This is a genomic window from Streptomyces sp. NPDC048392 (assembly GCF_043200575.1).
GTDB lineage: Bacteria > Actinomycetota > Actinomycetes > Streptomycetales > Streptomycetaceae > Streptomyces.
On the sequence record NZ_JBICYB010000001.1, the window covers coordinates 32,931 to 53,535 of the forward strand.

Consider the following 20,605-nt stretch of genomic DNA (forward strand, 5'->3'; position numbering starts at 1 on the left):
AGCTCCCAGGGGCAGGGCGGGGACAGGTCGGTGGGACGAGCGGGGGTGGGACGAGTGGGGGCGGGGCGAGTGGGGGGTGGGCGCGGTCAGCGCGAGGTGTCGAAGACCTCGTCGCGGGTGGTCGCGAGCGCGCTCTCCAGTGCGCCGCGCAGGACGGGGTGGTCGGTCACGTCACCGACGGCGAGCCGGGGCCGGGAGGCGGCCAGTTCCTCCAGCTCGTCCTGGACCAGGTCGCGCAGGGCCGCCCCGCCGGAGGTGAGGGAGGTGCCGCTCAGGACCACCAGCTCGGGGTCCAGCACCGAGACGAGGGAGGCCAGGCCGGTGGCCAGGCGGGTGGCGTAGGTCTGGAGCAGCCGGCGGTGCGGCTCGTCCCCGGCCCGTGCCGCCCGGGCGACCAGGGCGGCGGCGACCTCGGGGTACCGCCCCGAGGGCACGTCGGTGACGCCCAGCTCCCGGGCCAGTCCCGGCAGGGCCTGGGAACCGGCCAGCTCCTGGAAGCCGCCGCTGCCCGTCCGGCTGACCTTGCGGACCAGCGGGGCGCCCGGCACCGGCAGGAACCCGACCTCGCCCGCGCCGCCGGTCCAGCCGCGGTGCAGGCGGCCACCGAGGACCAGGGCGGCGCCCAGGCCCTCCTGGTTCCACAGCAGGACGAAGTCCCCGTGTCCCCGGGCCGCGCCGAGGCGCTGCTCGGCCACGGCGGCGAGGTTCACGTCGTTCTCGTACTCGACCGGCATCGGCAGGGCGGCGGCGAGTGCGTCCAGGAGGCTGGGGGAGTGCCAGCCGGGCAGGTGGGAGGCGTAACGCAGCCGCCCGGTGCCCGGGTCGAAGGCGCCCGGGGTGCCGATGACCAGGCGGTGGACGTCGGTCCGGGCGAGTCCGGCCGCCTTCACCGCGCCGTCGAGGGCGTCGGTGACCTGCTGGACGACGGGTGCGGCGGGGCGCCGGCCCGGGGTGGGCAGCTCGTGCCGGCCGACCGTGCGGCCCGTGACGTCGGCGACCGCGGCCAGGACGCGGTCGGGGGTGACGTCGAGTCCGGCGGCGTACGCGGCGGCCGGGTTGACCTCGTAGAGCCGGGCGCCGGGGCCCGGGCGGCCCTCCGTCGTGCCGCCCGCCAGCACCAGCCCCGCCGCCTCCAGGCGGGCCAGCAGCTGGGAGGCGGTCGGCTTGGACAGGCCGGTCAGCTTGCCGATCCGGGTCCGCGACAGCGGCCCGTGCTCCAGCAGGAGGTCCAGGGCGGCCCGGTCGTTCATGGCGCGCAGGACGCGCGGGGTGCCCGGCGTACCGGCGGTTCCTGCCATGCGTGTCCACACCTGCCTCTCGACCGCTCAGCTTTTCAGGGGGCGGTGGGAGAAGTCCACCGCGCGGATCAGGAAGGAAATCTGTTAGGAAAGTTTCCTGTTGGCTGAGAAACGTAGGCCCGCCCGGGAGGGGCCGTCAAGAGACCGACCCGAGGCAGCGCGGTCGTCGCCTCGGGTCGGCAAGGACGTGGGATCGGCGCCTGGGGGTGGCGCGCGGACCCGGGTGACGGGTTCGTTCGGGTGGCGGGCTCGGTAGGGGGCTTGGCAGTGGGACCGGGAGGCCGCCGGCCGGCTACTTGCCGGTGCCGGGCGGCGGGATCGGGGATGCCGCGATGGACTGCGGCGACACCGTGCTCGCGTACGCGGACGGTGCCGCCACACCCGCGGCCGGGTCGGCGGCGGCCCAAGCGCCCTCCGACGGGACAGTGGCCCCGCCGACGATCGCGATGCCGGCCTCGTCGAAGGCGCGCTTGATGCGCCAGCGCAGTTCACGCTCGACGGTGAGGGCCTTGCCGGGCATGGTCTTCGCGGAGACCCGCACCACCATGGAGTCGAGCAGTACGGACTCCAGGCCGAGGACCTCGATGGGGCCCCAGAGCATCTCGTTCCAGGGCTCCTCCTTGCTCATCCGCTCGCCGACGGCCTTGAGGGTTTCCTTCACCCCGTCCAGGTTCTCGTCGGAGCGGACGGTCACGTCCACGCCGGCCGTGGACCAGCCCTGGGAGAGGTTGCCGATCCGCTTGATCTCGCCGTTGCGGACGTACCAGATCTCGCCGTCGGCGCCGCGCAGCTTGGTCACCCGCAGCCCGACCTCGACGACCTCCCCGGAGGCCACGCCCGCGTCGATGCTGTCGCCGACGCCGTACTGGTCCTCCAGGATCATGAACACGCCGGACAGGAAGTCGGTGACCAGGTTGCGGGCCCCGAAGCCGATCGCCACGCCGGCGACACCGGCGGACGCCAGCAGCGGGGCCAGGTTGATCTGGAAGGTGCCGAGCACCATCAGGGCGGCGGTGCCGAGGACGAGGAAGCTGGCCACCGAGCGCAGTACCGATCCGATGGCCTCCGACCGCTGCCGGCGCCGCTCGGCGTTGACCAGCAGGCCGCTCAGCGCGGTGCCGCCGGACGTGCCGCTCCTGCGGTTCATCCGGTCTATCAGCTTGGTGATCGCCCGCCGCACCATCGCGCGCAGTACCGCCGCTATCACCACGATCAGCAGCACCCGCAGTCCGATCGCGAGCCACGTCGACCAGTTCTCCTCGACCCAGCCCGCGGCGTTCGTCGCGCTTTCGTGGGCGTCCCGCAGCGAGGGCACCGCCGGGGCCGTCGGGGACGGTGACGGCGAGGGCGACGAACCGGCGGCCGGCGGGACGGCGGCGGACAGGGACACGACGGATACCTCCAGGTGCGGCGGCCCGTCCTGCGCGGTCCGGTCCGAGGGTCCGGTCCAAGGTCACGGAAAGGTCACCGGACGGGGCAGGAGCACCACACTAACGGGGCACCGGACGCGGTTCGGCCCGAAATGGGCGGGAGGAACGGTGCCCGCCCGCGCTTGAACTGGTCACGCCGGTGGCGCCGCGACCCGTGTGGTCGAAAACACTCCCAGCCCGTTACCGGGACATGGTGGCGCTTCGACCAGCCATGAGGGGAGACTGAACCAGATCGTCCCGGCGCGAGCCACGCGCCGCCGACGCCCAAGGAGGCACCCGTGCCGCATGTCCTGGTCCTCAACGCGTCGTACGAGCCACTCGGCGTCGTACCGCTCCGCCGCGCGCTCGTCCTCGTCCTGGAGAACAAGGCCGTGTGCCTCGAGGAGTCCGGCGCCTATCTGCACAGCGCGACCGTCACCGTGCCCGCACCCAGCGTGGTCCGGCTCAAGCGATTCGTGCGTGTTCCCTACCGGGGGCCCGTACCGCTGACTCGGCGGGCCCTGTTCGCCCGCGACGGCGGCCGCTGCATGTACTGCGGCGCCGTCGCGACCAGTGTCGACCACGTCGTCCCGCGCAGCCGCGGGGGCCTGCACGCGTGGGACAACGTGGTGGCGTCCTGCCGCCGCTGCAACCACGTCAAGGCCGACCGCCACCTGGTCGAGCTGGGCTGGCGCCTGCGCCACAAACCGGCCCCGCCCACCGGTCTGGCCTGGCGCATCATCGGCACGGGCCACAGGGACCCGCGCTGGATGCCGTACTTGCAGCCGTACGGTGCGGAGGACGCCATGGCCCGGATCGACGGCATTCCCGCCTGACGCTCCGGGCCCGTGTCTGCCGCGGGCCGGCGCACCGGGTTCCCCGGCGGCTCGGTGTCCAGGGCGGGCCCGGCCGGCTCGGGCAGCGCGACCTCCTTGCCGGAGGGCGGGTCTGCACGGGCTCGTCCCGCCCGCCGTCCGGCCGGCTGCGCGCCTCGGCCTCGCGGGTGTCCCGGCCGGCCGCCGTCGGGCCGGGCCTCCCGGCCGGGACCTCGCGGGTGTCCCGGCCGGCCGCCGTCGGGCCACGCCTCGCGGCCGAGGCGTCCGCCGAGGAACTCCACCTGTGCGGCTTCCCTCGCCGGGCCACCACCACTGCGGCGGTGGCCCGGTCCCACTCGGCGTACACGGTCTCGCCGACGCTTCGCGGCTCCGGCCCCGCCGCGTGGCCGGCGCCCTCACCAGTGGGAGTCCGCGCCCGCACTGTTCGTCGGCGTCCGCGACCGCGACCGGGAGTGGGCGCGGCGCCCACCGCGCGGGCCGCCCACCACGGCCCCGTGGAGTCCAGCCGCAGCAGCACCTCCGGCTGGCGGAGGGTCACGGCCTCCGCAGGCCCGCACAGCGCCCCGAAACGGTGAGCACTCGTGCCCCCGCTGTCCTCAAGCCGCTCCTTTGAGCGCCCAAGTGACACTTACCCGCACACTGCTCACGCTTTCCAGCAAGACCCCCGCCCCCGCTCCCGCCAGGACTGAGGTGGCCGCGGGGCGGGCGGCGGTTCGCGCGGGAGTGCGGTTTAGACGGTGTGGTCGGTCCGTCAGAGGCACCGCGGCTTCTTCCGGCCGTACCGAGCGGCCCAACGGCGGCAGGGCCGGCCTGAGTGCGGGCCGGGGCCGGGCCACTCCCTTCTGGGTCTGAGATCGGTTCCGGTTTGGGCGATCGGGGAGAGGGCCAGGTGATTTTTTGGCCGGTTTCATGGGTATTCGAGAGGATGTGCGTGTGACCAGGAGCACGTTGTCAGGGTTGGGGCGTCTGTCCTCGCGCGAACTGGGTAGGGGCTGCCGTGACTCGCCACAAGCGTGTCGACACGAACCCGACCCAGAGCCTGATCCAAAGGAGACCCCCGTGGCTGCACTGGCACCCCTTCTGCTGCCGGCCCCCTCCAAACCCGTGGCGGAGCCGTCCACACCCTGGGCGGAGTCCTCCGCCGCCTCCGGCACCCCGCACTACTGCCTCTTCGGCGCCACCCACAGCAGCGCCGAGACCCCGCTGACCAGCGAACCGCCGCTGCCCGACGCCGAGCCCCTCACCAGCGAGTCGCCGTTCGCCGACGCCGTACCGCTGACCAGCGAGTCCTCGCCCGAACTCACGGCCGACGTGCCGGAGCAGGGCGGCCCCTCCTTCGCCGTCCCGGAACCCACGAGGTCGTAGAGGAAGCAGATGCCCGCAGCGCAACCGGCCGAGCCGTCCACCGAGGACCTTCCCGAGGATCTGACCAGGCTCGCCGCCCTGCACGGCGTCGCCACCTCCTACCGCCCCTCCCCGGACCGCGCCGTCCCGGCCTCGGCCACCGCCGTCACCCTCGCGCTGGCCGCCCTGGGCGTGGACACCAGCAGCCCCGGAGCCGTACGGGCCGCACTCGCCGCCCGTGAGGCCGAGCTGCGCGAACGCCTGCTGCCGCCCACCGTCGTCCGCTGGGCCGACGGCGGCACACCGGCGGCCCTGGCCGCCCTGCCCCGGGGCACCCGGCTGCGCGTCGACACCGAGCAGGGCGAGACCCGCACCGAAGCCGGACAGCTCCCGCCCGGGGTCCACCGGCTGACCGCCACCGCGCCCGACGGCCGGACCGCCGACGCCCACCTGGTCGTCGCGCCCGCCCGGCTGCCCACCCCCGCCGCGCGTTCCCACGGCCTCCTCGTCCAGCTCTACTCCCTCCTCTCCCGCCACTCCTGGGGCATGGGCGACCTCGGCGACCTCGGCGAACTGGCCGCCTGGGCCGGACGCTCCCTCGGCGCCGGGTTCGTCCAGGTCAACCCGCTGCACGCGGCCGTGCCCGGAGCCCCCACCGACCCCTCCCCCTACCGGCCCTCCTCGCGCCGCTTCCCCGACCCCGTCCACCTGCGGATCGAGGACGTGCCCGAGTACCCGTACATCACCGACCACGAGCGCGCCCGAACCCTGCGGCAACGGGCCGGTCGGCTGCGCGCGGCCGTACTGGAGCAGGACGCGCTCATCGACCGGGACGCCGTGTGGGAGCTGAAACGCGACGCCCTCGAACTGCTCCACGAGGTCCCCCTCGGACCCGGCCGCCGCGCCGCCTACTGCGACTACCTCGCCGAACAGGGCACCGCGCTTGAGGACCACGCCACCTGGTGCGCGCTCGCCGAGATCCACGGCCCCGACTGGCACCGGTGGCCCGAGGGTCTGCGCGACCCCCGCTCCGCCGCCACGGACCGCGCCCGCACCGAGCTGATGGACCGGGTCGACTTCCACTCCCGCCTCACCTGGCTCACCGACACCCAGCTCACCGCCGCCCAGCGCATCGCCCGCGAGGCGGGCATGCCGGTCGGGATCGTCCACGACCTCGCCGTCGGGGTGCACCCGCGGGGCGCCGACTCCTGGGCCCAGCAGGAGTACTTCGCCGCCGGCATGTCGGTGGGCGCACCGCCGGACGCCTTCAACTCCCTCGGCCAGGACTGGGGCCTGCCGCCCTGGCGCCCCGACCGTCTGGCCGCGGACGGCTACGCACCCTTCCGGCGCCTGCTGCGCGGTCTGTTCCGGCACGCCGGAGCCCTGCGCATCGACCACGTCATGGGCCTGTTCCGGCTCTGGTGGGTCCCCGAGGGCCACCCGCCCACCGAGGGCACCTACGTCCACTACGACGCCGAGGCCATGCTCGCCGTCCTGGTCCTGGAGGCCACCCGGGCCGGCGCCGTGGTCATCGGCGAGGACCTGGGCACCGTCGAGCCCGGCGTGCGCGAGGCCCTGCGCGAACGCGGCGTGCTGGGCACCTCGGTGCTGTGGTTCGAGCGGGACTGGACCGGCGACGGCCGTCCCCTGCCCCCCGAGCGGTGGCGCGCCGACTGCCTGGCCACCGCCACCACGCACGACCTGCCCTCCACCGCCGCCCGCCTCACCGGCGAGCACGTCGAACTCCGCGACCGGCTCGGCCTGCTCACCCGGCCGCTGGAGGAGGAGCGCGCCGAGGCCGCGGCGGACACCGCGGAGTGGCTGGACGTCCTGGCCGGGCTCGGGCTGCTGCACGGCACCGGCGGCGACCCCGGGATCCCCGCCGAGGAGGCGGAGATCCAGGCCGTGCACCGCTTCCTGCTGCGCACCCCCGCCCGCATGGTCGGCATCTGGCTCCCGGACGCCGTCGGCGACCGCCGCCCGCAGAACCTCCCCGGCACCTGGGACCAGTACCCGAACTGGCGACTGCCCGTCGCCGACGCCGGGGGCCGCCCGGTGACCCTGGAGGACCTGGCTGCCTCGCCCCGCCTGCACGCCCTGACCGACGTCGTACGGGAACGCGGCGGCGGCTGAGCGGGGCGGCCCCGGTCCCGTACGGGCACCCCGGGCGCGCGGTCGCCGCGGCCGTTCGCTAACTTGGCACCGTGGACAAGAAGAACGCCCTGCGCGCCGGCGCCCTGGCAGCCGGTACGACGCTGATGATGCTGCTCATGTCGTCCCCCGCGCTCGCGCTGACCCGCGACGACGGCGACGACCCCGGCACCGGCCTGAGCGTCGTCGAGACGCTGGGCCTCTACGTCCTGGCTCCGATCGCGCTGTTCGCGATCATCGCGGGCCTGGTCCTGGTCCTGGACCGCTCCAAGGAGGAGCACCGGGTGACCTCCCGCAACATCAAGACCCGTCCCAAGGCCGACGCCAAGGCCTGACGGTCCGACCCGGCCGTACCGAGGGCGCCGGTTCCCCCGCACACGCGCATCAGCCGTGTGCGGGCGGAACCGGCGCCCTTCGGCGTCGGCAGGGCGGGAATATCAGGGGATCGGCGCCGTCAGGCAGCGCGGGGGCCGGCCAGGCGCACGACCTTCTCGCGGTGAAGCGCCACCGCAGCCGGAAAGCGCAGCACGCGGCACGTACCGGGTGAGGGCCGGCCCGGGCGCCCTGCGTCGCGAGGCCGACCGCGACGGCCGCCGCGAACCGCCCTTCCTTGTTGCCGCGGTGGGTACCGCTGCCCCGCCCCCGCGGCTGCCACCGGCTGACCGGCACCCGTGCGCCCGACGTGGCGCTGACCGGCGGCGGCCGGCCGTACGAGGCGCTGCGCGGCGGACGGTTCGTGCTGATCGGCCCGGCGGCGGGCCGGGAAAGCACGGTCCCGGGACCGGACGTGAGGACCGGCCGGCCGTGGCGCACTGGACGAGCGGACGCCCTACGACGGTGCTGCGGCCTGACGGTCACGTGCCCTGGGCGGCGGAGGACACCGCCGCGGCACGCACCGGGGCGGCCCTCGCCGCGCACCTGGGCCGAGCGGCCCGCCGCGGGGGGTCCTCGACCGCGTCTACTTCTCGGTGCCGGCGAGGAGATCCCGCAGCAGGCCGGCCAGTTGGCCGGAGCTCTCCGGGTCGAGTGAGGCCAGCGCCCGGGTCTGGACGTCGAGGCCCGCGCCGACCGCCTCGTCGATCAGCTCCAGCCCGCGGTCGGTGAGGGTGACCTGAAGCCCGCGGCGGTCGTGCGGGTCGGGGGAGCGGCGCAGCAGTCCGGCCCGTTCGAGTTTGTCGAGGCGGCCGGTCATGCCGCCGGTGGTGAGCATCAGGGTGGCCGAGAGCTCCCGGGGAGAGAGCGTGTAGGGCTCCCCGGAGCGGCGCAGGACGGCGAGGGCGTCGAACTCACCGCGCGAGATGCCGAAGCGCGCGTACGCCTTCTCCATCCGGTCGCCCATCGCGCGCGCCAGCCGGAAGACCCGGCCGAACACCTCCATGGCGGCCGTGTCCAGCTCCGGCCGCACCGCCGCCCACTGGGCGACGATCGCGTCGACGGGGTCCTCGCGCGGCTCGGACCGCTGCTCGGGGCGTTCAGTCATGGGACGAGTATCGGTGCCGTTCCGCTCGACCGCAAGAAAGTAGCTTGACGGAAACTTGCTTAACGGTAAGCTACGTACGTCGAGCTTGCCGCCCTTCCAGCTTGCTGTCGAGTTCGCCGCCGAACTCCCCAGCCCTCCCGAAGGGTGCCCTCGTGGCCGCCACCGTCGCGACCGCGCTCACGGCCCTGCGCGCGGCAGCGCACGCACGCCCCCTGAGCACGCCACCGTGTTCACGGCACCGCGTACGCCCGGCGTACGCACGCCCCTGAGCGCCCGCCAGGGGCGTCCGGTGCCGGCACACGCCACCGGACGCCCCTGGCGGCGGAGGCCCCCGGCGGAACCGTGCCTACTCGGTGGCCGCCGCGTCCGCCGCCTGCGCCCGCAGTGCGCGCTCGACGCCCGAGCGGGACTCCGAGACCAGCCGCCGCAGGGCCGCGTTCGGTTCGGCGGAGGCCAGCCACGCGTCCGTGCGGTCCAGCGTCTCCCGCGACACCTGCACCGCCGGGTACAGGCCGACCGCGATCTGCTGGGCCATCTCGTGCGAACGCGCCCCCCAGACATCCTTCAGCACCTCGAAGTACCGCTCCGTGTACGGAGCCAGCAGCTCGCGCTGGTCGGTCTGGACGAAACCGGCGATGACCGCCTCCTGGACGGCGTTCGGCAGCTTGTCGGACTCCACGACCGACTCCCAGGCCTCCGCCTTCGCCGCCTCGGTCGGGCGGGCGGCACGCGCGGTGGCGGCGTGGCGCTCACCTGCGGCCGTCCTGTCCCGCTCGTACTCGCTCTGGATCTCCGAGCCGCCGAACCGGCCCACGGCCGCCAGCCGCTGCACGAACGCCCAGCGCAGCTCGGTGTCGACGGCCAGGCCCTCGATCGTCTGCGTACCGTCGAGCAGCGCGTCCAGCACGTCCAGCTGCTCCGGCGTCCTGGCCGTCGCCGCGAACGCCCGCGCCCACGCCAGCTGGTGGTCGCTGCCCGCCTCGGCGGCCCGCAGGTGGGCCAGCGTGGCCTCGGTCCAGCGGGTGAGCAGCGCCTCGCGGGTGGTGGGAGCGGCGTACTGGTCGATGGCCAGCTTCACCTGGCGGTGCAGCGACTGCACCACACCGATGTCGGACTCCTTGCCGATACCGGACAGCACCAGCGACAGGTAGTCGCGGGTCGCCAGCTCCGCGTCCCGGGTCATGTCCCAGGCCGACGCCCAGCACAGGGCGCGCGGCAGCGACGCGGCGAAGTCGCCGAGATGCTCGGTGACGACGGCCAGCGACCGCTCGTCGAGGCGGACCTTGGCGTATGACAGGTCGTCGTCGTTCAGGAGCAGCACCGCCGGGCGTGGCCTGCCCACCAGCTGCGGTACGGCCGTCAGCTCCCCGTCCACGTCCAGCTCGACGCGCTCGCCGCGCACCAGCTTGCCGCTCGCGTCGAGGTCGTAGGCGCCGATCGCGATGCGGTGCGGGCGCAGCGTCGGCTCGCCCTTGGCGCCGGCGGGCAGGGCCGGGGCCTCCTGGCGGATCGCGAAGGAGGTGACGACGCCGGTCCCGTTCTCACCGTCCGTCTCGATCTCCGGGCGCAGGACGTTGATGCCGGCCGTCTCCAGCCACGCCTTCGACCAGGTCTTCAGATCGCGGCCGGAGGTCTCCTCCAGCGCGCCCAGCAGGTCGGACAGGCGGGTGTTGCCGAACGCGTGCCGCTTGAAGTACGCCTGCACGCCCCGGAAGAACGCGTCCTCACCGACGTACGCGACGAGCTGTTTGAGGACGCTCGCGCCCTTGGCGTACGTGATGCCGTCGAAGTTGACGAGCACGTCGTCCAGGTCGCTGATGTCCGCCATGATCGGGTGGGTGGACGGCAGCTGGTCCTGCCGGTACGCCCAGGTCTTCATCTGGTTGGCGAACGTCGTCCACGAGTGGGGCCACTTGGAGCCCGGCGCGTCGGCCTGGCAGGCGGCCTCGGCGTAGGTGGCGAACGACTCGTTCAGCCACAGGTCGTTCCACCACTCCATGGTGACCAGGTCGCCGAACCACATGTGCGCCAGCTCGTGCAGGATCGTCGCCGCACGCACCTCGTACGCGGCGTCCGTCACTTTGGAGCGGAACACGTACTGGTCGCGGATGGTGACCGCGCCCGCGTTCTCCATCGCGCCCGCGTTGAACTCCGGCACGAAGAGCTGGTCGTACTTCTTGAACGGGTACGCGTAGTCGAACTTCTCCTGGAACCACTCGAAGCCCTGCCGGGTCACCTCGAAGATGGCGTCCGCGTCGAGGTGCTCGGCCAGCGAGGGCCGGCAGTAGATGCCGAGCGGCACCGACTGGCCGTCCTTCTCGTACACGCTGTGCACGGAGTGGTACGGACCGACGATCAGCGCCGTGACGTACGACGAGATGCGCGGCGTCGGTTCGAAGACCCAGACGTTCTCCTGGGGTTCGGGGGTCGGCGAGTTGGAGATGACCGTCCAGCCGACGGGCGCCTTCACGGTGAACTGGAAGGTCGCCTTCAGGTCCGGCTGCTCGAAGCTCGCGAAGACCCGCCGCGCGTCCGGCACCTCGAACTGGGTGTAGAGGTACGCCTGGTCGTCCACCGGGTCGACGAACCGGTGCAGGCCCTCGCCGGTGTTGGTGTACGCGCAGTCGGCGACCACGCGCAGGATGTTGCGCCCCGGCAGCAGCCCGGTGAGGGCGATGCGGGAGTCCTGGAACACTTCGGCGGGGTCGAGGGAGTCGCCGTTGAGCGTCACCTCGTGGACCGTCGGTGCGACCAGGTCGATGAAGGACTCGCCGGCGCCCTCGCCGCCGGTCTCCGCGACGTCGAAGCGCACCGTGGTCACGGACCGGTAGGTGCCGCCCTCCTGCGCTCCGGTGAGGTCGAGATCGATCTCGTACGAGTCAACGGTCAGCAGCGTCGCCCGCTGCCGCGCCTCTTCGCGAGTCAGGTTTGTGCCAGGCACGCGGTCATCTCCTCGTGATGTGTGGGTCGCGCCATCCTTCCACGTGACCCGCGCCCGACGCGATGTCCGTTTTCCGCCGGTGGACGGGCCGGGAGCGCGCGAGCCTGGACCGCATGAACGGCTGCACCGCACACGCCATCCCTCCGGCCGCCCTCAAGGAGCTGCGCGCCACCGACGACGCGGGCCGCGTCCCCGCACCGCTGACCGACGACGAGGGCGGCGCGCCCCTGCGCTGCTGTCTGCGCCGCAGCCGCCCCGGAGACCGCGTCGCCCTGGTCTCCTACGCCCCACTGCGCCGCTGGGCCGCACGGACGGGCGCCGATCCGGGCGCGTACGACGAGCAGGGGCCCGTCTTCGTCCACGCCGAGGAATGCGCGGGCCCCGGCACGCAGGGCGGCTTCCCCTTCACCGACTCGCACCGCACCGTCCGCCGCTACTCCGCCGAGGGGCGCATCCTGGGCGGCCGCCTGGCCGGACCCGACGCCCTCGCGTCCGCCCTCCGGGAGGCGTTCGACGACCCGGTCGTGGAGTTCGTCCACGTCCGGGCCGTCGAGTACGGCTGCTTCCTCTACGAGGTCACCAGGGGTTGGCCGGGGCTCAGCCCTTCAGCTCCGCCGCCACCAGCTCCGCGATCTGCACCGCGTTAAGGGCCGCGCCCTTGCGCAGGTTGTCGTTGGAGACGAAGAGGGCGAGACCGTGGTCCACGGTCTCGTCCTGGCGGATGCGGCCCACGTACGACGGGTCCTGACCGGCCGCCTCCAGCGGGGTAGGCACCTCGGTGAGGGCCACGCCGGGGGCGCCGGCCAGCAGCTCCTTGGCGCGCTCCACGCTGATCGGGCGGGCGAAACGGGCGTTGATCTGGAGGGAGTGGCCGCTGAAGACGGGCACCCGCACACAGGTGCCGGAGACCTTCAGCTCCGGGATCTCGAGGATCTTGCGGGACTCGTGGCGGAGCTTCTGCTCCTCGTCCGTCTCGTGCAGACCGTCGTCGACGATGGAACCGGCCAGCGGCAGCACGTTGTACGCGATCGGCGCCACGTACTTCTCCGGCTTCGGGAACTCCACGGCGGAGCCGTCGTGGGTGAGCTTGGGAGCGTCCGCGCCCACCTTCTGGACCTGCTCGAACAGCTCGTCCACGCCGGCCAGGCCGGAGCCGGACACCGCCTGGTAGGTGGCGACGACGACGGCCTCGAGACCGGCCTCCGCGTGCAGCGGACGCAGGACCGGCATCGCGGCCATCGTCGTGCAGTTCGGGTTGGCGATGATGCCCTTGGGGCGGTCGGCGATCGCGTGCGGGTTCACCTCGGAGACCACCAGGGGGACCTCGGGGTCACGGCGCCAGGCGGAGGAGTTGTCGATCACGACCGGTCCCTGGGAGGCGACCTTTTCGGCCAGTGCCCTGGAGGTGGCGCCGCCCGCGGAGAACAGCACGATGTCCAGGCCGGAGTAGTCGGCGGTGGCGGCGTCCTCCACCGTCACACCGTCCAGCTCCTTGCCGGCGCTGCGGGCCGAGGCGAACAGGCGCAGTTCGGTGACCGGGAAGTCGCGCTCCGTGAGGATCCTGCGCATGACCGTGCCGACCTGACCGGTGGCTCCGACGATTCCGACCCTCACGGTGGCTCCTTCTCCGTTTGTACGCGTGTGTTCACGCGCGCTTTGCTCGGCCGAGACTTTTCCATCATGGGGCGAAGCCCGGCCCGCCTGTCCAATCCTTTGCGCGGTGTGCCCGCACGCCGGGACGCGGTGACTCGGACAGCGGACGCGGTCCTTCGGTGAAAGGCCGCGCCGACCTGCAGAAATTCACCCGGTCGGGCCCCGCGCCGCAAGCTGTGCTGTTCCGCCCCTGCCCATCCCTTCACACCCCACACGACGATGTGACGTACGCCTCGCGCCGGAACGCGGCCGCGCGGGCGCACGATTCGACCCCCGCGCGTCCTGGGGAAAACGTGGCCGGGGAGGGGGCGGCCTGTGCTGCGCGGAAGGGCCCGCCGCGGCCGGGAGGACGCCGTACGCGACGATCCCCTGGACGCGGCACGGGAACGCCGGGTGCGGGCGGTGCTCGCGCTGGGGGGTGCTCGCGCTGGGCGGGGCGCCGCGGGCGGACCCGCCGGACCCGGCCGAGGGACCGGGCGGGCGGTGGCAGCCCCCGGACACGGCGATCCCGGGTGGCATGGACGTGGTCCGTGCCACCCGGTCCATGAGGAGGGGGCCGCCGTGCCCCGCGGCCCCTCCTCTCACCTCCTTGCGACCGCCCCGGTCCGTCACTACCGGGGCAGCACCACGACGTACGCGGCGGGTTCCCTGTCCTCGGCGGCCATCAGCGCCGTACGCACGACCGCCGCCTGGTGCTCCGGGCAGTCCCGCAGCTTGCGCGGGGTCAGGTGCACGACCGTGATCCCCAGGCGTTCCAGGTGCTCGCGCTTGCGGGCGTTCTCCGCCCGGGCGGCGTCGTCCTCCTGCTGCCGGTGGGTCCGGGTGTCCAGCTCCACCGCCACAGCCTGACCGGGCCAGAAGGCGTCCACCCCGCCCAGGCCGGGGCCGCCGGGCAGACGCAGGTCGACGTTCCAGACCGGCTCCGGCAGCGCGTGCTCGCGCACCATCCGGTACAGGCGCTGTTCGGCCAGTGCCCGCCCCTCGGCGACCAGCGAGTCCACGGCGTCCACCACGTGCGGGCGGCTGAGCAGCCGGGCCCGGTTCAACTCCCGTACCACCGCGGCCGGCTCGCAGTGCCCGCCGCGCACCGCCTCCGTCAGCAGCCGGCGGACGGCGCCCGGGTCGGTCGGCTCCGCCACCGCGTCCGCCAGGGCCCGCGCCACCGGCGCCACCGGAACGCCGGTCAGCTCCACGGCGGTCGGCAGCGCGGTCGTGCGGACGATGCGCGCGCAGCCCGTCGTCCGCAACCGGCGCAGCCGCGGGACCAGGACGTCGATGAGGTCCAGGGACGGCAGCGGGGGAGCCGCGGAGAAACCGTGCAGCGTCAGCGCGGCCAGGCCCGTGATCATCGCCTCCGCGTAGGCGGGAACGGGCGGGTGCCCGCCGCCCGGCTGGACCGGCACCGAGGCGGTCACGCCGGGTGCCGCGCCCGGGGTGCGTTCCCGCGCCGCGTAGAGCAGCACCGCGTGCAGGCGCTCGTCGCTGGTCGGCGGGCCCGGGTGCAGCAGGACGACGTTCGGGAGGAGCTGCTGCCAGGGCCCGCCGGGCCGGCACTGCTCGCTGGTCTCCGCGGCGGAGACGCCGTGCGCCCGCAGCTGGGCGGCCGTCATCAGCCGGCGCCGGCCGTCGGCCAGTTCCCGGAGCGGGCGGGGGCGGGGGGAGAGCGGGGTGTTGTGCGTCATGACCGGGGACCTTCCCGCGACCGATCCGCCCCTTAACCGCTGTTACACGCCCATGGCCGAACCCGGACAAGCTCGCCCTAAAGGACGGGTGTTCGGATGCCGAAAACCCCTGGTCCGTCACAGTGCGGACCAGGGGTTACGGCTGCCGTCGGCCGGATTCCGTAACGATGACGGAGCGCCCAATCATTGGCCAAAGGCCGGGGGTCTCTCCGGGAAGCTACCGGCCGGCCGCCGCCGCGTCGCACGCCTGCCCGCGCAACGCCCGCGCCAGGTCGTCCCGCGCCTCCAGCACCAGCCGGCGCAGCGCCGGGGCCGCGTCCTCGCGCGCGGACAGCCACGCGTCGGTCGCGTCCAGCGTGTCCTGGGAGTCCCGCAGCGACGGGAACAGGCCCCGGACCACGTCCATCCCGATCTGGATGGACCGCTCGGCCCACACCCGCTCGATCGCCGCGAAGTACTTCTCGGCGTACGGCGCGAGCAGGGCTCGCTGCGAGGACCGCGCGAAGCCCGCGATGGTGGCCTCCACCAGCGCGTTCGACAGCGCGTCGGACTCCACGACCTGCGCCCAGGCCTGCGCCTTCACCGCCGCCGACGGCCGCGAGGCCAGGCAGCGCACCTGGTGGCGCTTGCCGGAGGCCGTGTCGTCGCGGGCCAGCTCGGCGGCCAGCGCCTCCTCGTCCACGGCACCGTGGGCCGCGAGCGGCGCGAGGAACGCCCAGCGCAGCTCCTGGTCCACGTCCAGCCCGTCGATCTTCTCGGTGCCCTCCAGCAGGCCCCGGAGCAGCAGCAGGTCCGCCTCGTCGGACGCCACCGACGCGAAGAACCGTGCCCACGCCAGCTGCTGCTCGCCGCCCGGCGCCGCGCCCCGCAGCTCGCGCAGCGCGCCCCGGCCCAGCAGCCGGCTGCAGGCCTCGCGCCCGTCGGGGGCCACGTAGTGCACCAGCGCGGAGTCGGCCCAGGCGTGCAGCATCTGCAGGACGCCGATGTCGGACTCGCGCCCCGCGAACCGCAGCACCAGGCCGACGAAGTCCCGTGCCGGCAGCAGCGCGTCCCGCGTCATGTTCCACAGCGCCGACCAGCACAGCGCACGGGCCAGCGGATCGGTCAGGGCACCCAGGTGCTCCCGCAGGGTCGCCAGCGAGGTGTCGTCGAAGCGGGTCTTGCAGTACGTCAGGTCGTCGTCGTTGACCAGGACCAGCTCGGGCGCCTCGGCACCGGCCAGCTCCGTCACCACCGTGCGCGGACCGTCGACGTCCACCTCGGCGCGCGCGTACCGCTCCAGCGCCCCTCCGGCCGTACGCCGGTACAGGCCCACCGCGACCCGGTGCGGGCGCAGTTCGGGGTGGGACTCCGCCGCCTCCTGCACCACGGCCAGCTCGTCGACCGTGCCCGCCGCACTCAGCAGCACCTGCGGGGTGAGCGAGTTGACGCCCGCCGTCTGGAGCCAGGAGCGCGACCAGGCCGCCATGTCCCGCCCGCTGGTCTCCTCAAGCACCGACAGCAGGTCGCCGAGGCGCGTGTTGCCGTACGCGTGCCGCTTGAAGTAACGCCGCGCGCCCTCCAGGAACGCGTCCTGTCCGACGTACGCCACCAGCTGCTTGAGCGCGGAGGCGCCCTTGGCGTAGGTGATGCCGTCGAAGTTGAGCTTGGCGTCCTCCAGGTCACGGATGTCGGCCGTGATCGGGTGGGTCGACGGCAACTGGTCCGCCCGGTACGCCCAGGCCTTGCGACGGTTGGCGAAGGTGATCCAGGCGTCCTTGAAGCGGGTCGCGCCGACGTTCGCGAACGCGCCCATGAAGTCGGCGAAGGACTCCTTCAGCCACAGGTCGTCCCACCACTCCATGGTGACCAGGTCGCCGAACCACATGTGCGCCATCTCGTGCAGGATCGTGTTGGCGCGGCCCTCGTACGACGCCCGCGTCACCCTCCCGCGGAAGATGTACTCCTCCCGGAAGGTCACCATCCCCGGGTTCTCCATCGCGCCGAGGTTGTACTCGGGCACGAACGCCTGGTCGTACTTCCCGAAGGGGTACGGGAAGTCGAAGTGGTCGTGGAAGAAGTCCAGGCCCTGCTTGGTGATGAGGAAGACGTCGTCGGCGTCGAAGTGCGGGGCCAGGCCCTTGCGGCACAGGGCGCCGAGCGGGATCTCCAGCCGTGTGCCGTCCTCGAGGGTCCGCTCGTAGGAGTCCGTCACGTAATGGTAGGGACCGGCCACGACGCATGTGATGTACGTCGAGACCGGCTTCGTCTCCGCGAACCGCCACACGCCGTCGGCGCGCTCACCCGCGCCGTTCGACCACACCGTCCACTCCTCGGGCGCCCGCACCTCGAAGCGGAAGGGCGCCTTGAGGTCCGGCTGCTCGAAACCCGCGAAGACCCGGCGCGAGTCGGCCGGCTCGTACTGCGTGTACAGGTACACCTCGCCGTCCTCGGGGTCGACGAAGCGGTGCAGGCCCTCGCCGGTGCGGGAGTAGGCGCACTGGGCGTCGACCACCAGCTCGTTGTCGGCGGCCAGCTCCTCCAGGGCGATCCGGGAGCCGTCGAAGACCTCGCTCGGGTCGAGGTCGCGGCCGTTGAGGGAGACCGCGGTGACGCTCGGCGCGACCAGGTCGGCGAAGCTGCTCGCGCCGGGCTCGCTGCAGCGGAAGCGGATCGTGGTGACGGACCGGAAGGTGCGCGGACCCTCGCCCCGCGCGTCACCGACGGCCGAGCGCACGTCGAGGGACACCTCGTACCCGTCGGCGGACAGCAGGGCGGCCCGCTCCCGGGCCTCGTCGCGGGACAGATTCTCACCGGGCACGGGCGGCACTCCCTCAGGTGGTGTTCAGTATGCGGACAGCACCGATCCTGCCATGCGCTCCTGACGCGCGGCAGCCGGGAATGGGCGGGCCGGCCGGTCGGTTGCCCGGAGAGACTCGCCAGCACCGCCTCATGAGGAGAGACATGTCGGAGAAGACGCCCGTCGACTTCTGGTTCGACCCGCTGTGCCCCTGGGCCTGGATGACCTCCCGCTGGGTCCTGGAGGTGGAGAAGGTCCGCGACATCGAGGTCCGCTGGCATGTCATGAGCCTCGCCGTCCTCAACGAGGACAAGCTCGACGAGCTGCCCGAGGACTACCGCGAGATGCTCTCGACCAAGGCGTGGGGCCCGGTCCGCGTCGTCATCGCGGCCCAGCAGGAGCACGGCCGCGAGGTGCTCGGCGACCTCTACACGGCGCTCGGCACCCGCATCCACAACCAGGAGGAGGGCCCGGGCAGGGAGACGGTCGCCGCCGCCCTGAAGGACGCCGGTCTGCCCGAGTCCCTCATGGACCACTGGGACTCCACCCCTTACGAGCCCCAGCTGCGCGCCTCCCACAAGGAGGGCATCGACAAGGTCGGCCAGGAGGTCGGCACCCCGGTCATCGCCGTACCCGGCGCCGACGGCGGGCAGCTCGCCTTCTTCGGCCCGGTCGTCACCCCGGCCCCCAAGGGCGAGGACGCCGCCAAACTCTGGGACGGCACCCTCGCCGTGGCCTCCGTGCCGGGCTTCTACGAGATCAAGCGGACTCGCACCAAGGGCCCGGACTTCAGCAACCTGTAGGCGACCCATACGCCCAGGAAGCCCCCGCGAGTCACGTCCTCGCGGGGGCTTCCCTCATTCCGCCTGCCGGTGAAGGTTGAGAAGACGATCACGAGCAGGACGTCGGTGCGACCGGCGCCGTCACGGCGCGAGCAGCAGCGTGTCGGTGCGGGACCCGGCGGCCGCGTAGCGCCTGGCCACGTCCTGCCAGTTGACGACCGCCCACATGGCGTCGATGAAGTCGACCTTCTGGTTCCTGTACTGCAGGTAGAAGGCGTGCTCCCAGGCGTCGAAGACCAGGATCGGGGTGGCGCCCTGGCCGACGTTGCCCTGGTGGTCGTAGACCTGCTCGACGATCAGGCGGCCGCTCAGCGGCTCGTACGCCAGCACGCCCCAGCCCGAGCCCTGGGTGGTCGCGGCGGCCTTGGTGAGCTGCGCCTTGAAACCGGCGAAGGAGCCGAAGGACTCGGCGATCGCGTCGGCCAGCTCGCCCACGCCGTCCTTGTCCAGGGGCTCGCCGCCGCCGTCACCGGTCATGTTGTGCCAGTAGATCGAGTGCAGGATGTGGCCGGAGAGGTGGAAGGCCAGGTTCTTCTCCAGGCCGTTGACCGCGCCCCACGTCTCCTTGTCCCGTGCCTCGGCGAGCTGCTCCAGCGTGTCGTTGGCGCCCTTGACGTACGCGGCGTGGTGCTTGTCGTGGTGCAGCTCGATGATCTCGGGGCTGATCACGGGAGCCAGCGCGGAGTAGTCGTACGGCAGTTCAGGAAGCGTGTAGACGGACATGGCGGATCCCCTCCGACCTCTTATTGCAAAAGGCTTGCAAGTGCACGCTAGCAGCAAGAGGGTTCGGAGGTGTGGAGGGGCGGGTGGGTGGGAGAGGCGTGGCGGCGCACCCCGAAGGGCCCCGCACGCGTCGGGGCGAGGCCCTCGCAGACGTGGCGGGGTGCCGGCTGACCGCGCCGCCGCTGCCGGGCACGGACGACGGCCGCCAGGACCAGCGTCATGCCGCCCGGCGAGTACAGCTGCGCCCGGGTGTCCGCGCTCGCGGGCCGTCAGCACGAACACCGCGGCCATGCCCGTCAGCGCCGTCCAGGCCAGCCACGGGAAACCCCGCATGCGCACGACCGGCTTCCCGGGCGCCTCCCGTTCCGGACGGCGACGCGGCCGCAGCCGCGAGACCGCGACGAGGGCCCGGACGGCCAGGACGACCGCGCCGATCATGTTCAGCGCCCAGGAGAAGACGTCGTCCGGCCGCCGGTGGCTGAGCAGCACGCAGCCGAAGCCGAAGAGAAGGGAGACCGGCACCGCGATCCGCGGCACCCCGCCCGATCGTCCGTATGCGCCGGTCCGCTGGCCCGTGACGCCCGCCTCACCCCCTCGGTGACCGGTGTCACGCGCGACGAGGTGTATCCCGCGCCCTTTGTCGGGAGCCCACCAAGCCGGTGAGCGGGCCTTTGTCGAACGCTGCTGGTGATCGGTCCCGGCCGCTGGGATAGCGTCGCGGTGTCCCGACATGTCCACACCACCGCGGAGTCCCCCATGAGCACCGCTGCCGTATCCGCCCGCACCGGGCAGGTCCTCGCCGACCTCCTCCCCTCCTCCCGAGTCCGGGACGCCGCGCTCGTGGCGGGCGGCGCCGTGCTCACCGGCGTCGCGGCCCAGATCGCGGTGCCCGTGCCCGGCTCGCCGGTGCCGGTGACCGGCCAGACCTTCGCGGCGCTGCTCGTCGGCACCTCGCTCGGCGCCGGCCGCGGCCTCCTCTCGCTCGCGCTGTACGCCCTGGTCGGCATGGCGGGCGTGCCGTGGTTCGCGCAGGGCGGCTCCGGCACCGGCGCCCCGTCCCTCGGCTACGTCTTCGGCATGCTGCTCGCCGTCACGGTGGTGGGCGCCCTGGCCCGCCGCGGTGCCGACCGCTCGATGCTGCGCACGGCCGGCACCATGCTGCTCGGCGAGGCGGTCATCTACGCCGTCGGCGTGCCGTACCTGGCCCTCGCCGCCGACATGTCCCTCACCGCCGCGATCGCGGCCGGCCTCACGCCGTTCCTGATTGGCGACGCGCTGAAGGCCGCGCTGGCGATGGGCGTGCTGCCCACCGCGTGGAAGCTGGTCGACAAGCGGTAGGTACGCTCCGGGCCCACGAAAGAGGGGGGGGGGGGGCCCGGCCCGAGGCGCGCCGGGGGCGAAGGTGGGGGCCGGGAGCACCCGCCGGCGCCGCGGGACAGCCGGAGGCGCGGGGGGGCGGGGGGGGCC

The 20,605-nt window shown here is 73.4% G+C and carries 15 protein-coding genes and 2 pseudogenes; 8 read left to right on the forward strand and 9 right to left on the reverse strand.

Going from position 1 to position 20,605, the window contains the following annotated elements; genetic code table 11:
- Positions 1-86: 86 nt before the first annotated feature.
- On the reverse strand, positions 87-1,298 hold the full coding sequence (locus ACGFYH_RS00145; RefSeq protein ID WP_393800856.1) for an ROK family protein: 1,212 nt from the start codon (positions 1,296-1,298) through the stop codon (positions 87-89).
- Between the two features lie 292 nt (positions 1,299-1,590).
- Complete coding sequence (locus ACGFYH_RS00150; RefSeq protein WP_393800857.1) at positions 1,591-2,688, reverse strand: mechanosensitive ion channel family protein; 1,098 nt, start codon at positions 2,686-2,688, stop codon at positions 1,591-1,593.
- Between the two features lie 318 nt (positions 2,689-3,006).
- On the opposite strand from ACGFYH_RS00150, the gene ACGFYH_RS00155 reads away from it, so the two are divergent.
- The 4 genes from ACGFYH_RS00155 to ACGFYH_RS00170 all read left to right on the forward strand — a co-directional run bounded on the left by ACGFYH_RS00155 (position 3,007) and on the right by ACGFYH_RS00170 (position 7,373).
- Positions 3,007-3,543: an HNH endonuclease gene (locus ACGFYH_RS00155; protein ID WP_393800858.1), complete on the forward strand. Its 537-nt coding sequence runs from the start codon at positions 3,007-3,009 to the stop codon at positions 3,541-3,543.
- A 1,059-nt stretch (positions 3,544-4,602) separates the two neighbouring features.
- Positions 4,603-4,908 carry a hypothetical protein gene (locus ACGFYH_RS00160; protein WP_393800859.1) on the forward strand — a complete coding sequence of 102 codons (306 nt, stop codon included), beginning with the start codon at positions 4,603-4,605 and terminating at the stop codon, positions 4,906-4,908.
- Positions 4,909-4,917: 9 nt separating this feature from the next.
- Positions 4,918-7,020 carry a 4-alpha-glucanotransferase gene (malQ, locus tag ACGFYH_RS00165; RefSeq protein WP_393800860.1) on the forward strand — a complete coding sequence of 701 codons (2,103 nt, stop codon included), beginning with the start codon at positions 4,918-4,920 and terminating at the stop codon, positions 7,018-7,020.
- A gap of 71 nt (positions 7,021-7,091) precedes the next feature.
- Positions 7,092-7,373, forward strand: a complete 282-nt coding sequence (locus ACGFYH_RS00170; RefSeq protein ID WP_393800861.1) for a hypothetical protein — start codon at positions 7,092-7,094, stop codon at positions 7,371-7,373.
- A gap of 623 nt (positions 7,374-7,996) precedes the next feature.
- Here ACGFYH_RS00170 and ACGFYH_RS00175 read toward each other — a convergent pair.
- Both ACGFYH_RS00175 and pepN (ACGFYH_RS00180) read right to left on the reverse strand, forming a co-directional pair.
- Entirely contained in the window at positions 7,997-8,518 is a 522-nt protein-coding gene (locus ACGFYH_RS00175) for a MarR family winged helix-turn-helix transcriptional regulator (RefSeq protein ID WP_393800862.1), read from the reverse strand.
- Between the two features lie 346 nt (positions 8,519-8,864).
- Complete coding sequence (gene pepN, locus ACGFYH_RS00180; RefSeq protein WP_393800863.1) at positions 8,865-11,459, reverse strand: aminopeptidase N; 2,595 nt, start codon at positions 11,457-11,459, stop codon at positions 8,865-8,867.
- Positions 11,460-11,572: 113 nt separating this feature from the next.
- Here pepN (ACGFYH_RS00180) and ACGFYH_RS00185 point away from each other — a divergent pair, with 113 nt between their 5' ends.
- Positions 11,573-12,106, forward strand: a complete 534-nt coding sequence (locus ACGFYH_RS00185; protein ID WP_393800864.1) for a DUF1203 domain-containing protein — start codon at positions 11,573-11,575, stop codon at positions 12,104-12,106.
- On the opposite strand, the gene ACGFYH_RS00190 is transcribed toward ACGFYH_RS00185, so the two are convergent.
- Complete coding sequence (locus ACGFYH_RS00190; protein WP_393800865.1) at positions 12,057-13,073, reverse strand: aspartate-semialdehyde dehydrogenase; 1,017 nt, start codon at positions 13,071-13,073, stop codon at positions 12,057-12,059. The genes ACGFYH_RS00185 and ACGFYH_RS00190 overlap by 50 nt on opposite strands.
- A 354-nt stretch (positions 13,074-13,427) precedes the next feature.
- Between ACGFYH_RS00190 and ACGFYH_RS00195 the strand changes: the two are divergent.
- Positions 13,428-13,532: pseudogene (locus tag ACGFYH_RS00195) on the forward strand (RNA polymerase subunit sigma-70); the annotation flags it as partial.
- Positions 13,533-13,723: 191 nt separating this feature from the next.
- Here ACGFYH_RS00195 and ACGFYH_RS00200 read toward each other — a convergent pair.
- Together ACGFYH_RS00200 and pepN (ACGFYH_RS00205) are read right to left on the reverse strand one after the other, a co-directional pair.
- Positions 13,724-14,794, reverse strand: a complete 1,071-nt coding sequence (locus ACGFYH_RS00200) for a hypothetical protein (RefSeq protein ID WP_393800866.1) — start codon at positions 14,792-14,794, stop codon at positions 13,724-13,726.
- 217 nt (positions 14,795-15,011) lie between these two features.
- Positions 15,012-17,594, reverse strand: coding sequence for an aminopeptidase N (gene pepN, locus ACGFYH_RS00205; protein WP_393800867.1), 2,583 nt, complete (start codon positions 17,592-17,594; stop codon positions 15,012-15,014).
- A 143-nt stretch (positions 17,595-17,737) separates the two neighbouring features.
- Here pepN (ACGFYH_RS00205) and ACGFYH_RS00210 point away from each other — a divergent pair, with 143 nt between their 5' ends.
- On the forward strand, positions 17,738-18,376 hold the full coding sequence (locus tag ACGFYH_RS00210; protein WP_393800868.1) for a DsbA family protein: 639 nt from the start codon (positions 17,738-17,740) through the stop codon (positions 18,374-18,376).
- A 120-nt stretch (positions 18,377-18,496) separates the two neighbouring features.
- Here ACGFYH_RS00210 and ACGFYH_RS00215 read toward each other — a convergent pair whose 3' ends face one another.
- Both ACGFYH_RS00215 and ACGFYH_RS00220 read right to left on the reverse strand, forming a co-directional pair.
- On the reverse strand, positions 18,497-19,138 hold the full coding sequence (locus ACGFYH_RS00215) for a superoxide dismutase (RefSeq protein ID WP_393801496.1): 642 nt from the start codon (positions 19,136-19,138) through the stop codon (positions 18,497-18,499).
- A 327-nt stretch (positions 19,139-19,465) separates the two neighbouring features.
- Positions 19,466-19,870: pseudogene (locus tag ACGFYH_RS00220) on the reverse strand (hypothetical protein); the annotation flags it as partial.
- 24 nt (positions 19,871-19,894) lie between these two features.
- Between ACGFYH_RS00220 and ACGFYH_RS00225 the strand changes: the two are divergent.
- Entirely contained in the window at positions 19,895-20,476 is a 582-nt protein-coding gene (locus ACGFYH_RS00225; RefSeq protein ID WP_393800869.1) for a biotin transporter BioY, read from the forward strand.
- The last annotated feature ends 129 nt before the right edge of the window (positions 20,477-20,605 follow it).

What these genes read in the sequence shown, in the direction of transcription:
- ACGFYH_RS00145 (WP_393800856.1), bottom strand. Translation starts at nt 1,298, where the DNA reads ATGGCAGGAACCGCCGGTACGCCGGGCACCCCGCGCGTCCTGCGCGCC.
- malQ (WP_393800860.1), top strand. Translation starts at nt 4,918, where the DNA reads ATGCCCGCAGCGCAACCGGCCGAGCCGTCCACCGAGGACCTTCCCGAG.
- ACGFYH_RS00175 (WP_393800862.1), bottom strand. Translation starts at nt 8,518, where the DNA reads ATGACTGAACGCCCCGAGCAGCGGTCCGAGCCGCGCGAGGACCCCGTC.
- ACGFYH_RS00185 (WP_393800864.1), top strand. Translation starts at nt 11,573, where the DNA reads ATGAACGGCTGCACCGCACACGCCATCCCTCCGGCCGCCCTCAAGGAG.
- ACGFYH_RS00200 (WP_393800866.1), bottom strand. Translation starts at nt 14,794, where the DNA reads ATGACGCACAACACCCCGCTCTCCCCCCGCCCCCGCCCGCTCCGGGAA.
- ACGFYH_RS00210 (WP_393800868.1), top strand. Translation starts at nt 17,738, where the DNA reads ATGTCGGAGAAGACGCCCGTCGACTTCTGGTTCGACCCGCTGTGCCCC.
- ACGFYH_RS00215 (WP_393801496.1), bottom strand. Translation starts at nt 19,138, where the DNA reads ATGTCCGTCTACACGCTTCCTGAACTGCCGTACGACTACTCCGCGCTG.
- ACGFYH_RS00225 (WP_393800869.1), top strand. Translation starts at nt 19,895, where the DNA reads ATGAGCACCGCTGCCGTATCCGCCCGCACCGGGCAGGTCCTCGCCGAC.